Below are 14,354 nucleotides of genomic sequence, written 5' to 3'. Positions count from 1 at the left end.
CGCGCCCCCGCCCCTGATTTTCAAATTGGCCAAGACATGATGAATTCCGCTTACCGCATTCCCCTGCCCGGCACCGGGCTCGACTATTTCGACGCCCGCGCCGCCGTCGACGCCATCCGCCCCGGCGCCTGGGAGCAACTGCCCTACACCGGCCGCGTCCACGCCGAAAACCTGGTGCGCCGCTGCGAACCGGCGCTGCTGGGCGACTGCCTGGAGCAGATCGCCCATCGCAAGCGCGAGCGCGATTTCCCCTGGTTCCCGGCCCGCGTGGTCTGTCACGACATCCTGGGCCAGACCGCCCTGGTGGACCTGGCCGGCCTGCGCGACGCCATCGCCGATCAGGGCGGCGACCCGGCCCAGGTCAATCCGGTGGTGCCGGTGCAGTTGATCGTCGACCATTCGCTGGCGGTGGAGTGCGGCGGCTTCGACCCGCAGGCTTTCGAAAAGAACCGCGCGATCGAAGACCGGCGCAACGAAGACCGCTTCCATTTCATCGAGTGGACCAAGAGCGCCTTCGACAATGTCGACGTGATCCCCGCCGGCAACGGCATCATGCACCAGATCAATCTGGAGAAAATGTCGCCGGTGATCCACGCCGACAACGGCGTGGCCTACCCGGACACCTGTGTCGGCACCGACAGCCACACCCCGCACGTGGACGCGCTGGGCGTGATCGCCGTCGGCGTCGGCGGCCTGGAAGCGGAAAACGTGATGCTGGGCCGCGCCTCCTGGATGCGGCTGCCGGACATCGTCGGCGTGGAACTGTCCGGCAAGCCCGGCCCAGGCATCACCGCCACCGACGTGGTGCTGGCGCTGACCGAATTCCTGCGCCAGCAGAAAGTGGTGGGCGCTTATCTGGAGTTCTACGGCCCGGGCGCCGCGGCGCTGACCCTGGGCGACCGCGCCACCATCTCCAATATGGCGCCGGAGTACGGCGCCACCGCGGCCTTGTTCTTCATCGACGAGCAGACCCTCTCCTATCTGAAGCTGACCGGCCGCAGCGATGAGCAGGTCCGGCTGGTGGAAAGCTACGCCAAGACCGCCGGCCTGTGGGCCGACACGCTGCAAAACGTCGTGTACGAGCGAGTGCTGCGCTTCGACCTGTCCAGCGTCGGCCGCAACCTGGCCGGCCCGTCCAACCCGCACAAGCGGCTGCCGGTGTCGGCGCTGGCCGAACGCGGCATCGCCGTCAATCTGGCGCAGGCGCGCGCGGAGGAGGCCCAAGGCCTGATGCCGGACGGCGCGGTGATCATCGCCGCCATCACCAGCTGCACCAATACCTCCAACCCGCGCAATGTGATCGCCGCCGGCCTGCTGGCGCGCAAGGCCAACCGGCTGGGCCTCGCCCGCAAACCCTGGGTGAAGTCCTCATTGGCGCCCGGCTCCAAGGCGGTTGAGCTCTATCTGAAGGAAGCCGGCCTGCTGTCCGAGCTGGAACAGCTGGGCTTCGGCATCGTCGCCTTCGCCTGCACCACCTGCAACGGCATGTCCGGCGCGCTGGAGCCCAAGATCCAGCAGGAGATCGTGGAGCGCGATCTGTACGCGACGGCGGTGCTGTCCGGCAACCGCAACTTCGACGGCCGCATCCACCCCTACGCCAAACAGGCCTTCCTGGCCTCGCCGCCGCTGGTGATCGCCTACGCCATCGCCGGCACCATCCGCTTCGACATCGAAAAAGACGTGCTCGGCGTCGCCGACGGCAAGGAGATCCGGCTCAAGGACATCTGGCCGGACGACGCGGAAATAGACGCGGTGCTGCGCCAGGCAGTCAAGCCTGAACATTTCCGCCAGGTCTACGAGCCGATGTTCGCCATCCGGCGCGACGGCGCCGCCAAGGCCAGCCCGCTGTACGCCTGGCGGCCGCAGTCCACCTATATCCGCCGCCCGCCGTACTGGGAGGGCGCGCTGGCCGGCGAGCGCACGCTGCGCGGCATGCGTCCGCTGGCCCTGCTGCCGGACAATATCACCACCGACCACCTGTCGCCTTCCAACGCCATTCTGCTGGACTCGGCGGCCGGCGAATACCTGGCGAAAATGGGCCTGCCGGAGGAGGACTTCAACTCCTACGCCACCCACCGCGGCGATCACCTGACTGCGCAGCGCGCCACCTTCGCCAACCCCAAGCTGTTCAATGAAATGGTGTTGAACGAAGACGGCTCGGTGCGCCAGGGCTCGCTGGCGCGCGTAGAGCCGGAAGGCGAGACGATGCGGATGTGGGAGGCGATCGAAACCTATATGCGGCGCAAGCAGCCGCTGATCATCGTCGCCGGCGCCGACTATGGCCAGGGCAGCTCGCGCGACTGGGCGGCCAAGGGCGTGCGCCTGGCCGGCGTAGAGGCCATTGTCGCCGAAGGCTTCGAACGCATCCACCGCACCAATCTGATCGGCATGGGCGTGCTGCCGCTGGAGTTCAAACCCGGCGTCAACCGCAAGACGCTGGCGCTGGACGGCAGCGAGACTTACGACGTGATCGGCCAGCGCCAGCCGCGCGCCGAGCTGACGCTGCTGATCCACCGCAAGGACGGCCGCACGGAGCAAGCGCCGGTAACCTGTAGGCTAGACACCGCGGAAGAAGTGTCGATCTACGAGGCCGGCGGCGTGCTGCAGCGTTTCGCGCAGGACTTTTTGGAGGGGGCGGGAGGCTGAACCCCTCTCCCCCGGCCCCTCTCCCGCAAGGGGAGAGGGGTGACTTTCAACTTCATTTTATTTCTGGCATCAGCCGACGATTCCATCGCTTGGTTTGCCAAGCAAGGTAAGGTAGGCAGGTTAACTGTCAGCAACTCAGCAAGCCCCTCTTCCCTCACAGGAGAGGGGGACTTTCAACTTCATTTTATTTATGGCATGAGCCCATGATTCCATCGCTTGGTTTGCCAATAAGGTAAGGTAGGCAGATTAACTGTCAGCAGCTCAGCAAGCCCCTCTCCCCCTGCGGGAGAGGGGTTGGGGAGAGGGGTATGGGCCAGCTCGATTTCGCCAAGTCCTTACGGCGCAATATGACCGACGCCGAACAGCGACTCTGGAAGCAGCTCCGCGCCCACCGGCTGAACGGCGAGAAATTCCGCCGCCAACAGCCGATCGGCCCCTACATCGTCGATTTCGTCCACTTCGGCTCGCGGCTAATCATAGAGGCGGACGGCGGCCAACATCATGAAAGCCGCGGCGACGCCGCTCGCGACGCTTGGCTGCAGGCGCAGGGCTTCAGAGTCATGCGCTTCTGGAACAACGCTATTCTGCACAATCAGGACGCGGTCCTAGAAGCAATCTGGCAAGCGCTAAACGCCCGGACACAATAGAACACAGCGGCGTCCCGACCATGGAACCGCCGCAAGCACAGGAAAAACAGCATATGACTCAGTCTGCCCAGATCCGCATCCCCGCCACCTATATGCGCGGCGGCACCAGCAAGGGGGTGTTCTTCCGTTTGCAGGACCTGCCGGAGGCCGCGCGCCGGCCGGGCGCGGCGCGCGACGCGCTGCTACTGCGCGTGATCGGCAGCCCGGATCCTTACGGCAAGCAGATAGACGGCATGGGCGGGGCCAGCTCCAGCACCAGCAAGACCGTGATCGTGTCCCCCTCCTCGCGCCCGGGTCACGACGTCGATTATCTGTTCGGCCAGGTCGGCATAGACAAAGCCTTCGTCGACTGGAGCGGCAACTGCGGCAATCTGTCCGCCGCAGTCGGCCCCTTCGCCATCGCCGGCGGCCTGATCGATCCGGCGCGCATTCCCGCCAACGGCGTGTGCAGCGTGCGCATCTGGCAGGCCAATATCGGCAAGACCATCATCGCCCATGTGCCCATCACCGCAGGCCAGGTGCAGGAAACCGGGGATTTCGAGCTGGACGGCGTCACCTTCCCCGCCGCCGAGATCGCGCTGGAGTTCCTGGACCCGGCCGATGAAGGCGATGGCGACGGCGGCGCGATGTTCCCCACCGGCCAGTTGGTGGACACGCTGGAAGTGCCCGGCGTCGGCGTCTTCCCGGCCACGCTGATCAACGCCGGCATCCCCACCATCTTCGTCAAGGCCGCCGACATCGGCTACAGCGGCGCCGAGTCGCAGGACGCGATCAACGCCGACCCGGCGGCGCTGGCGCGCCTCGAGGCCATCCGGGCCCACGGCGCGCTGAAGATGGGGTTGATTGAAACGCTGGGAGAAATCGCCAGCCGCCAGCACACGCCCAAGATCGCCTTCGTCGCGCCGCCGGCCGACTACACCGCCTCCAGCGGCAAACCGGTGCGCGCCGCCGACATCGACCTCCTGGCGCGGGCCATGTCCATGGGCAAACTGCATCACGCGATGATGGGCACCGCCGCGGTGGCCATAGGCACCGCGGCGGCCATTCCCGGCACCCTGGTCAACCTGGCCGCCGGCGGCGGCAAGCGCCGGATGGTGCGCTTCGGCCATCCGTCCGGCACCTTGCGCGTCGGCGCCGAAGCCCGTCAGGAAAACGGCGCCTGGACGGTGACCAAGGCGGTGATGAGCCGCAGCGCGCGGGTGTTGATGGAGGGTTGGGTGCGGGTGCCGGGCGACGCGCTCTGAATCCGACTCAGACCGGCAAGGCGCGCTGCAGGATAGCCTCGATATCCAGCCGGCTTCCGTTCAGCGCGCCGGCCACCCGCCCCCATTGCCCGTCGTCCAAACGGCTGGCGATAAAACCCTGGGCCGAAGCCGACGGCGCATGGCGCGCCAGCAGGCAGGCTTGCGCGGTCAGCGCCAGCAATTGGGCGAAACGCCGCCCCAAAGGCTCAAGTTCGGCCGGCCTGGCGGCCAGCTCGCGCAATTGCGCCAGCGCCGCCGCCAGCGCCGGCTCGCCGCCGGACAGGCCGGCCAAATCCTCCAGCAGCGCCTGCCAGGCTTCGGGCTCGCGCTGCAGCGCGCGGATCAGATCCAGGCACATCACATTACCGGAGCCCTCCCAGATCGAATTCAGCGGCGCTTCGCGATACAGGCGCGCCATCGGTCCGTCGACATAGCCGTTGCCACCGAACACTTCCATCGCCTCGCCGCTGAGCTCCACCGCGCGCTTGCACACCCAGAACTTGGCCGCCGGCGTGACGATGCGCTTCCAACCCCGCTGCGCCGGCTCATCCTCTCGTTCAAAGGCCTCGGACAAGCGCGCCGCCAATTGCAGCGCCGCCTCGCTTTCCAGCGCTAGGTCCGCCAACACCGCGCGCATCAGCGGCTGCTCGGCCAGCCGCTTGCCGAAGGCCATGCGCCGCCGCGCGTAAGCCAGCGCCTGCACCGCGCCCTGGCGCAGCAGCGCGGCGCTGCCGATCACGCAGTTGAGCCGGGTGTAGCCGGCCATTTCGATGATGGTGGGAATGCCGCGGCCCTCCTCGCCGATCAGCACGCCCCAGGCGTCCTGGAACTCCACCTCGCAACCGGCGTTGCTGCGATTGCCCACCTTGTCCTTCAGGCGCTGGATCCTCACCGCGTTGCGCTCGCCGTCCGGCCGCCAGCGCGGCAGATAGAAGCAGCACGGCGCGCCGTCGGCGGTCTTGGCCACCACCAGATGGGCGTCGCACATCGGCGCCGACCAGAACCACTTATGGCCGCGCAGCAGGTATTCTCCGCCGCGGCCCCCGGCGCCCAAGGGCGTCGCCTGGGTGGTGTTGGCGCGCACGTCGGAGCCGCCCTGCTTCTCGGTCATGCCCATGCCGATCCAGGCCGACGTCTTGCGTTCCAGCGGCAGATCGCGGCTGTCGTGAACGCGGCTGAACAGCTTGTCGCCCAGCTGCGCCCACAGCGCCGGCTCGCGCCGCAGCAAGGGAATGGCGGCCTGGGTCATCGTCGCCGGGCACAAGCTGCCGGCCTCCACCTGGCCATGCAGATAGAGGCCGGCCATCGCCGCGGTCCAGCGGCCCGGCCGCTGACTGTCGAAAGGCAGGCTCACCAGGCCTTGCTCACGATACAGCGCCAAGAACTGGTGCCAGGCCGGGTGGGAATCCACCTGGTCGACGCGACGGCCGCGGCGGTCGAAAGCCCGCAACTCCGGCGCATGGCGGTTGGCTTGCTCGGCCAGTTCGAAGCTGTCCGCCCGCCCCAGGCGCTCGCCGTAGGCGCTGAGCCCGGCCTCGGCCCAGCCCGCGTCGGCGCGCCGCAGCGCCTCGCGCAAAGCCGGGTCGCTGTCGTACAGCGAGTAATCCGCCAGTTCTTCGTACTGGTTGCTCACTTCATGGGTTTGCCAGATCATCGTTCCGTCTCCTCGCGCCGCGTTCGCGGCCATGACAAAAGTATAAGGAAAGCGGCAATGCGACATGTTCGGGTTTCCCCCACCGCGGCGCAGCAAGCCGAACAGGCTGCGCCGGCCACGCGCCGGCGTCCGCGCCAGTCGCGTTCGCGCGCCAGCCTGATCGCGCTGCAACAGGCCTTTGTTCAGGTTTTGCTCACGCGCGGCTACGCCAAAACCACGGTGCGCGAGGTGGCCGCCATCGCCGGCGTGGCGGTCGGCACCTTTTATCAGTACGTGCGCAATATGGACGGCCTGGCCGCGCTGTGCATCCATCAGCATGTGCACGCGCTGGCCGGCGCGCTGCGCCAATGCGCCGCCGCCCGCCGAGGCGCGGATCGTCGCGATATCGCCGCCGCGCTTCTGGCCTTGCAACTGGACACGATCCAACGCCAGGCGCCGGCCTGGAACGCGCTGTTCCTGCTGGAGCGCCGGGTCTCCCCGATGGACGCCTACCGCCGCCACTACCAGCAATACGTGGACATCTGGCGCGCCGCATTGGCCGCCGCCGCCGAGCCGCCGCCGCGGCTGGACGCCGCCGCGCGCATGGCTCACTGTCTTTGCTACGGAAGCATTTCGCAGGCCTTGCTGACCCAAGGGCCGACCGCGGATCTCGCGGCCCTGCGCCCGGAATTGGAAGCGGCGCTCAAGGCCTGCCTGGGCTGAAACCGCGGGAAAGGCGTCGCAATAAGGAGTAGAATCGGCCCCAGCCGCCGCCAAGGCGGCCAAGAAGAACAAAGGAAGCAAAATGACAGAACATTGGGGCAAGGTGCTGACCGCCATGGTCACGCCCTTCGACGAAGCCGGCCGGCTGAATCTGGACGCGGCGCGGCAACTGGCCAGACATCTGGCGGCCAACGGCAGCGACGGCCTGGTGGTGGCGGCCACCACCGGCGAGGCGCCGACGCTGAGCGACGAGGAACGCCGCGATCTGGTGCGCGCGGTCAGCGAGGCGGTCACCATCCCTGTGCTGGCCGGCACCGGCAGCAGCCACACCGAACACGCGATCGCGCTAACGCGCGAGGCCGCCGGCCTGGGCGCCGCCGGCGTCTTCGTGGTCGGCCCCTATTACAACCGCCCGCCGCAAGCCGGCATCGAAGCCCATTTCCGCGCGGTGGCCGCGGCCACCCGCCTGCCGCTGATGGTCTACGACGTGCCGGGCCGCACCGGCCGCCGCATCGCCGCCGACGTGCTGCTGCGGCTGTTCCGCGAGGTGGACAATATCGTCGCCTTCAAGGACGCCACCGGCGACCCGGCCGCGGCGGCCGCGCTGCTGGCCGCCGCCGGCGAGCATTTCTCGCTCTACTCCGGCGACGACGCGCTGACCCTGCCCTTGCTGGCGGTGGGCGCGGTGGGCGTGGTCGGCACCTCCACGCACTGGACCGGGCCGGAGTTCGCCCGCATGATCGCCGCCTTCGAACAGGGCGACACGGCGCAGGCGCGGCGCGTCAACGCCGGCTTGCAGGAATCCTTCGCCTTCTCCAACACCGACGCTTCGGTGTTTTCGATGTCGGTGAAAGCCATGCTGCGGGTGCAGGGTCTGCCGGTGGGCCAATGCCGGCTGCCGCTGCCGCCCACCGGCGCCGCCGAGGAGGAACAGGCGCGGCTGGTATGGGAGCGGCTGCAGCTGCGCCGCGCCGCCGCCTGTTAAAGCGGAACGGCAATGAAAAAAGGAGCCTGTCGGCTCCTTTTTTCATTTCGCGCGTGTTCATGTCGCGCGGCGGCGTTCAATCGCGGAAGTTGTTGAACTGCAGCGGGAAGCCGTTTTCCTTGTCGTCGGCGATTTCCTTGCGCATCAGCGCGATGCATTCCTGCAGCACGTCGCGCTTGGCGCCGGACACGCGCACCGCTTCGCCCTGGATGCTGGCCTGCACCTTGAGCTTGGCGTCCTTGATCAGCTTGACGATTTTCTTGGCCAGATCGGATTCCAGCCCTTCCTTCACCGTCAGCACTTTCTTCACCTTGTTGCCGCTGACTTTTTCCAGTTTGCCGTACTCCATGCAGCGCACGTCCACGCCGCGCTTGGACAGCTTGTTCACCAGAATGTCGTTGACCTGGTCCAGTTGAAACTCGGCGTCGGCGTACAAGGTCAGTTCCTTGTCTCCGGTTTCGATGCGGGCGTCGCTGCCCTTGAAGTCGTAACGGGTGGACACCTCTTTATTGGCTTGCTCCACGGCGTTGCGCACTTCCACCTTGTTCACTTCGGACACGATATCGAAAGACGGCATGAAATATTCCTAATAATGCTTGATGCCGACATTTTAGAGGCTGGCTCCGCCCTTGTCACTCGGCCGCCCGTTGGTTGCCCTCGCCGCCTTCGCCCAAACGCGCCCGCATCGCTTCCACCTCCTTGAGCCGGCCGCTGATGCGGTCCCAATGCCGCGCGTTCAAGGCGGCGATCACCGCGTCCACCAGCATCATCAGCGGCGTGTTGCTGTCCCAGCCCGCCGGTCCGGCGGTGTGCGCCGCCAAGGTGTAGCGCGCCACGCGCGCCACCGGCGACAGCCACTGATCCGTGAACAACAGCACGCTGGCTTTGCGCTGCGCCGCCATTTCCGCGATGCGCAGCGCGTCGTCCCAGTAGCGGCGGATGTCGAAGATCACCAGCACGTCCGGCCGGCCCATGTCCACCAGCGAATCCGCCCAGCTTGCCGGCACCCCGCGCAAATGCACCACGTCCGGTCGCACCACTTTCAGATGGTGGCAAAGATAGGCCGCCAGCGGATCGGTCAACCGCCCGCCCAGCAGCCAGATCCGGTGCTTGCGCTCGCCCAGCAGGTCCACCGCGCCGTCGAACTCGGCGCGCGGCACCTGGGCCGCGGTCTGGCGCATCAGCTCGGCGATGCGCTCGGCGTGGCTGGCCAGAAAATCATGGTCACCCTGCAACTGCCCCGGATCATGGCGCATCAGCGGCGATTGCAAGCGCAATTCCAGTTCTGCGCGCAGCGCGGACTGGAAGGCGGCGTAATTGTCGAAACCCAGCTTGCCGATCAGGCGCAGCACCGTCGGGCCGCTGACGTCGGCGCGCTGCGCCCATTGCGCGATGGTTTCCAGGCCGGCCACCGGATAGTTGGCCAGCAGCGCCCGTCCCACCTTGCGTTCGGTGGGGGTCAGCGCTTCGAACAGCGCGCGGACTTGCTCCGCGATCGAGCGGCTTTGGCTCATTCTGTTGCCCCTTTGGCGATGCACGACTGCCCTCGTGCCGCGCAGCATAACAGCGCCGGTGTAAAAACGGCATTGTGTCATTGCGCCCACACTGCCGCCCAGATTCTAATATTTATTACAAATTTGGCTTGATTCATTTTTTTTTAACGAATAATACTACCCAAACAACATGGCGGCGACAAAAAAGCAGCCCACGAGGCAGCGACAAATCACCGCCAAAACAGACAGTTGCAAGCCAGACGATGAACGCTCGGCCGGTATCGGGGAAGTTAGACCGCGGCAATCAGGGAGAGACAGCGATGGAAGCACGCGACGTAAAGACAATCGCGGATTTGAAGGTTTTGATCGAAGAACGCCGCCTGAGTCAGATCAAGGTGGGTCTGGTGGACATGGACGGGGTGATGTGCGGCAAATACATGTCGCGCGACAAATTCCTGTGCGCCCTGGAAGGCGGCTTCGGCTTCTGCGACGTGGTGTTCGGCTGGGACGTGGGCGACAAGTTGTACGACAACACCCTGCTCACCGGCTGGGGCCGCGGCTACGGCGACGCCGAGGTGCGGCTGATTCCCGCATCCTGCCGCGACCTGCCGCTGGAAGGCGATATGATCTTCGTCCAGGGCGAGGTGGTGGGCCGGCTGGAAAGCCTCTGTCCGCGCGGCCTGCTGCGCCGGGTGCTGGAGCGCGCGCGCGACATGGGCTTCGACGTGCTGGCCGGCTTCGAATACGAGTTTCTGGCGGTGGACGAAGACAACGACGCGCTGCAGCAGCGGCTGTACCAGCACCCCAAGCCGCTGGGCAGCGGCGCCTTCGGCTACTCCATTCTGCGCAGCTCGGTAAACACCGACTTCTACCGCGCGCTGCTGGACCTGTGCGAACAGATGCAGATGCCAATCGAAGGCCTGCACGAGGAAACCGGACCCGGCGCGCTGGAAGCCGCGCTGTGCGTGGACAACGCCTTGCGCGCCGCCGACAACGCCGTCTGTTTCAAGACCTTCTCCAAGGTGCTGGCGGAAAAACAGGGCCGCATGCTCTGCTATATGGCCAAGTGGCACCAGGAGCAATCTGGCCAGGGCGGCCACATCCATATCTCGCTGCGCCGCCGCGACACCGGCGACAGCGCCTTCCACCAGCCGGGCCGCGAACACGCGATCAGCGACGCGATGCGCCACTTCATCGGCGGCATCCAGCGGCTGATGCCGGAATTCATGAGCCTGGCCGCACCCACGGTCAACAGCTTCCGCCGGCTGGTGCCCGGCTATTGGGCGCCCACCAGCTCGCTATGGGGCGTGGACAACCGCACCGTGGCCATCCGCGCGATTCCCGGCAGCGCCAAATCGCAACGCGTCGAATACCGCCTGCCCGGCGCCGACAGCAACCCCTATCTGGCGCTGGCCAGCGGCCTGGCCGCCGGCCTCTACGGCATCGAACACCGGATCGAGCCGGAAGAACCGGTCAGCGCCAACGGCTATCTGCTGGACGCCCCGCCCCATTTGAAACTTCACCGCACCTTGTGGGAGGCCGCTCAGGCACTGCGCGGCTCCGCCGCCGCCCGCGACTGGTTCGGCGACGACTTCGTCGATCACTTCGCCGCCACCCGCGAATGGGAGGAACGCGAGTTCCAGCGCCATGTCACCGACTGGGAATTGAAACGCTACTTCGAGATCATCTAAATGAGCGAAAACTACTCCGTCATCACCCCGCTGGACGGTTCCACCCTGCTGCAGCGCAGCTACACCAGCCCGGTCCAGACCCAGGCCGCGCTGGACGCCGCCCGCGCAGCCCAGGCCGGCTGGCGCACCACGCCGCTGGCCGAACGCAAGGCCTTGATCGGCCGGGCGGTGGACTGGCTGATCGCCCACAAGAGCGACTGCGCCGACGCCGTCACCCGCCAGATAGGCCGGCCCATCCGTCAGTCCCCCGGCGAGATCGGCGGCCTGGCCGAGCGCGCGCGCCATATGCTGGATATCGCCGAAGAGGCGCTGGCCGACCTCCACCCCGCGCCCAAGCCCGGCTTCGAGCGCTGGCTGCGCCGCGAACCGCTGGGCACGGTGCTGGTGCTGGCGCCGTGGAACTACCCCTTCCTCACCGCCATCAACACCATCGCGCCGGCGCTGGCCGCCGGCAACTGCGTGCTGCTCAAGCATTCCTCGCAAACCCCGCTGATCGCCGATCTGTTCCGCCAGGCCTGCGCCGCCGCCGGCCTGCCCATCGGCGTGTTCCAGACCCTGGAACTGGACCATGCCGCCACCTTGAAACTGACGGCCGCGCCGGAGATCGACTTCGTCGCCTTCACCGGCTCGGTGAGCGGCGGCCGCGCGGTGCAAAGGGCGGCCGCCGAGCGCTTCATCGGCGTCGGCCTGGAGTTGGGCGGCAAGGACCCGGCCTATGTGCGCGCCGACGCCGACCTGCCGGCGGCGATAGAAAACCTGGTGGACGGCGCTTTCTTCAATTCCGGCCAGTCCTGCTGCGGCATCGAGCGCATCTATGTGCAGCGCCAGCGCTACCGCGACTTCGTCGACGGCTTCGTCGAGCTGACCCGGACCTATCGTTTCGGCCATCCGCTGGACCCGGACACCAATCTGGGGCCCATGGTGCGCGCCGGCGCCGCCGACTTCGTGCGCGGCCAGATCCAGGCGGCGCTGGCCGCCGGCGCGCGCGCGCTGATTCCGGCCGGCCATTTCGCCGCCGACGCGCCCGGCAGCGCCTATCTGGCCCCGCAAGTGCTGGTGGACGTGAACCACGCCATGAGCGTGATGCGCGAGGAAAGCTTCGGCCCGGTCATCGGCATCATGGCCGTGGACTCCGACGAGGAGGCGCTGCGGCTGATGAACGACAGCGCCTACGGCCTGACCGCCTCGATCTGGACTGCGGACCGCGACGCCGCCGTCCATCTCGGTCAACAACTGGAAACCGGCACCGTGTTCATGAACCGCTGCGACTACCTGGACCCGGCGCTGGCCTGGACCGGGGTCAAAGACACCGGCCGCGGCATTTCCCTATCCACGCTGGGCTACCAGCAACTGACCCGGGTCAAATCCTTCCATCTCAAGGGGTAAGGCGATGCAACTGCAAGGCAACTGGAACTATCCGACCGCCATCCGCTTCGGCGCCGGCCGCGCCACCGAACTGCCGGCGCTGTGCCGCGAACTGGGCATGCGCCGCCCGCTGCTGGTCACCGACCCCGGCCTGGCCAGGCTGCCGATGCTGGCCCGGCTGCGGAGCTTGCTGAGCGACGCCGGCCTGGAGACGGCCTTGTTCAGCGATATGCGCCCCAATCCGGTGGGCCGCGACGTCGACGCCGGGGTCGCCGCCTTCCGCGACGGCCGCCACGACGGGGTGGTCGCCGTCGGCGGCGGCAGCGCGCTGGACGTGGGCAAGGCCATCGCTTTGATGTCCGGACAAAAACGCCCGCTGTGGGACTTCGAGGACGTGGGCGACAACTGGCTGCGCGTCGATCCCGCCGGCGTCGCGCCCACGCTGGCGGTGCCCACCACCGCCGGCACCGGCTCCGAGGTGGGCCGAGCGTCCCTGATCATCGACGAGGCCGCGCATCGCAAGGTCATCATCTTCCATCCGGCCATGCTGCCCAAGCTGGTGCTGGCGGATCCGGAACTGACCATCGGCCTGCCGCCGGCGCTGACCGCCGCCACCGGCGTCGACGCGCTGGTGCACAATCTGGAAGCCTTCTGCTCCCCGTTCTATCACCCCATCGCCCAGGGCGTGGCGCTGGAAGGCATGCGGCTGGCGCACGACTGGCTGCCGGCGGCCCACGCCGACGGCGGCAATCTGGAAGCCCGCGCCCAGATGCTGTCCTGTTCCATCATGGGCGCCACCGCCTTCCAGAAAGGCCTGGGCGGCGTGCACGCGCTGGCGCATCCCATCGGCGCGGTGTTCGACACCCACCACGGCCTGGCCAACGCCGTGCTGCTGCCCTATGTGCTGGTGCGCAACCGGCCGGCGATAGCCGAACGGCTGAGCGCCGCCGCCCGCTACCTGGGCCTGGCCGACGCCGGCTTCGACGGTTTCCTGGCCTGGGTGCTGCAATTGCGCGCCGGCCTGGGCATTCCGCACACCCTGGCGGAGATCGGCATCGGCGCGGACGCCGCCGCCGACATCGGCCGCATGGCCAAGGCCGACCCCAGCGACGGCGGCAACCCCTTGCCCCTGTCCGCCGACGACTACCGCGCGATCTTCCTCGCCGCGCAGCAAGGCAGGCTGTGATGAGGCGCCCGCTGATCGGCCTGACCACCTACCCGGCCACGCCCGAGCACGGCTACCACACGCCGCTTGAATACGTGGCGGCGGTGGTGCGCGCCGGCGGCGCGCCGGTGCAATTGCCGGCGCTGGGCCCGGAGATGGTGGACGGCTGGCTGGACAAGCTGGACGGCGTGGTGCTGATCGGCGGCGGCGACATCGATCCGGCCCGCTTCGACCGCGACGGCCACCCGACCATTTACAACCTCAGCCCGGAGCGCGACGCCACCGAAATCGCGCTGGCGCGCGCGCTGCTGCAACGCAAGCTGCCAACGCTGGCGATCTGCCGCGGCCTGCAAATCCTCAACACCGTGCTGGGCGGCAGCCTGCACCTGCACCTGCCGGACGTGGTGGGCGAAGCCGTGCCCCATCGCGCGCCGCCGCGCGTGCCGACGCCGCACCCGGTGCGCGTCGCCGCCGATTCCTGCCTGGCGGGCCTGATCGGCACCGAAGTCCTCACCCAGTCCTGGCACCACCAGGCGATAGACCGCCCCGGCCACGGCGTGGTGCCGGTGGCCTGGGCGCCGGACGGCGTGATCGAGGCGATAGAAATCGCCGATTTTCCCCAGTTGATCGCGGTGCAATGGCACCCCGAGCTCTCCGCCGAGCGCGACAGCGGCCAGCAAAGGCTGTTCGACGCGCTGGTCACCATGAGCGGAACGCCGCCGCCCGGCTGAGCGCCGCCGCGCCTCGCTTCCGAAATAGACA

At 67.6% G+C, this 14,354-nt stretch carries 12 protein-coding genes; 9 read left to right on the top strand and 3 right to left on the bottom strand.

Annotation, left to right across the window (positions count from 1 at the left end; genetic code table 11):
- The first annotated feature begins 39 nt into the window (after positions 1-39).
- The 3 genes from acnD to prpF all read left to right on the top strand — a co-directional run bounded on the left by acnD (position 40) and on the right by prpF (position 4,537).
- On the top strand, positions 40-2,646 hold the full coding sequence (acnD, locus tag NK214_RS15125; protein WP_253314911.1) for a Fe/S-dependent 2-methylisocitrate dehydratase AcnD: 2,607 nt from the start codon (positions 40-42) through the stop codon (positions 2,644-2,646).
- Positions 2,647-2,954: 308 nt separating this feature from the next.
- A complete protein-coding gene (locus NK214_RS15120) occupies positions 2,955-3,293 on the top strand; it encodes an endonuclease domain-containing protein (RefSeq protein ID WP_253314897.1) in 339 nt (112 codons plus the stop codon).
- A gap of 53 nt (positions 3,294-3,346) precedes the next feature.
- Entirely contained in the window at positions 3,347-4,537 is a 1,191-nt protein-coding gene (prpF, locus tag NK214_RS15115; RefSeq protein ID WP_253314896.1) for a 2-methylaconitate cis-trans isomerase PrpF, read from the top strand.
- A 7-nt stretch (positions 4,538-4,544) separates the two neighbouring features.
- Here the strand turns inward: prpF and NK214_RS15110 are convergent, their stop codons facing one another.
- Positions 4,545-6,191 carry an acyl-CoA dehydrogenase family protein gene (locus NK214_RS15110; RefSeq protein ID WP_253314895.1) on the bottom strand — a complete coding sequence of 549 codons (1,647 nt, stop codon included), beginning with the start codon at positions 6,189-6,191 and terminating at the stop codon, positions 4,545-4,547.
- 57 nt (positions 6,192-6,248) lie between these two features.
- Here NK214_RS15110 and NK214_RS15105 point away from each other — a divergent pair, with 57 nt between their 5' ends.
- Positions 6,249-6,893, top strand: a complete 645-nt coding sequence (locus tag NK214_RS15105; protein ID WP_253314894.1) for a TetR/AcrR family transcriptional regulator — start codon at positions 6,249-6,251, stop codon at positions 6,891-6,893.
- Between the two features lie 82 nt (positions 6,894-6,975).
- Entirely contained in the window at positions 6,976-7,878 is a 903-nt protein-coding gene (gene dapA, locus NK214_RS15100; protein WP_227107962.1) for a 4-hydroxy-tetrahydrodipicolinate synthase, read from the top strand.
- A gap of 76 nt (positions 7,879-7,954) precedes the next feature.
- Here dapA and NK214_RS15095 read toward each other — a convergent pair whose 3' ends face one another.
- Together NK214_RS15095 and NK214_RS15090 are read right to left on the bottom strand one after the other, a co-directional pair.
- The gene (locus NK214_RS15095) at positions 7,955-8,455 is read right to left on the bottom strand and encodes a YajQ family cyclic di-GMP-binding protein (protein ID WP_019099884.1); all 501 of its coding nucleotides are present in this window, start codon (positions 8,453-8,455) and stop codon (positions 7,955-7,957) included.
- Positions 8,456-8,510: 55 nt separating this feature from the next.
- Positions 8,511-9,392: a MurR/RpiR family transcriptional regulator gene (locus tag NK214_RS15090; RefSeq protein WP_158274281.1), complete on the bottom strand. Its 882-nt coding sequence runs from the start codon at positions 9,390-9,392 to the stop codon at positions 8,511-8,513.
- 299 nt (positions 9,393-9,691) lie between these two features.
- Here NK214_RS15090 and NK214_RS15085 point away from each other — a divergent pair, with 299 nt between their 5' ends.
- Genes NK214_RS15085 through NK214_RS15070 form a run of 4 tightly spaced genes read left to right on the top strand, consistent with a single transcriptional unit; the run spans position 9,692 to position 14,323 of the window.
- Positions 9,692-11,062, top strand: a complete 1,371-nt coding sequence (locus tag NK214_RS15085; RefSeq protein ID WP_253314893.1) for a glutamine synthetase family protein — start codon at positions 9,692-9,694, stop codon at positions 11,060-11,062.
- Complete coding sequence (locus tag NK214_RS15080; protein ID WP_253314892.1) at positions 11,063-12,448, top strand: aldehyde dehydrogenase family protein; 1,386 nt, start codon at positions 11,063-11,065, stop codon at positions 12,446-12,448. It abuts the gene before it with no gap.
- 4 nt (positions 12,449-12,452) lie between these two features.
- A complete protein-coding gene (locus tag NK214_RS15075) occupies positions 12,453-13,613 on the top strand; it encodes an iron-containing alcohol dehydrogenase (protein WP_253314891.1) in 1,161 nt (386 codons plus the stop codon).
- A complete protein-coding gene (locus NK214_RS15070; protein ID WP_107799420.1) occupies positions 13,613-14,323 on the top strand; it encodes a gamma-glutamyl-gamma-aminobutyrate hydrolase family protein in 711 nt (236 codons plus the stop codon). Before NK214_RS15075 ends, NK214_RS15070 begins: the two co-directional genes overlap by 1 nt.
- The last annotated feature ends 31 nt before the right edge of the window (positions 14,324-14,354 follow it).

It is taken from the genome of Chromobacterium sp. S0633, assembly GCF_024158805.1.
In the GTDB taxonomy this organism is placed as follows: Bacteria; Pseudomonadota; Gammaproteobacteria; order Burkholderiales; family Chromobacteriaceae; genus Chromobacterium.
This window is presented reverse-complemented; position numbering and strand designations above follow the sequence as displayed.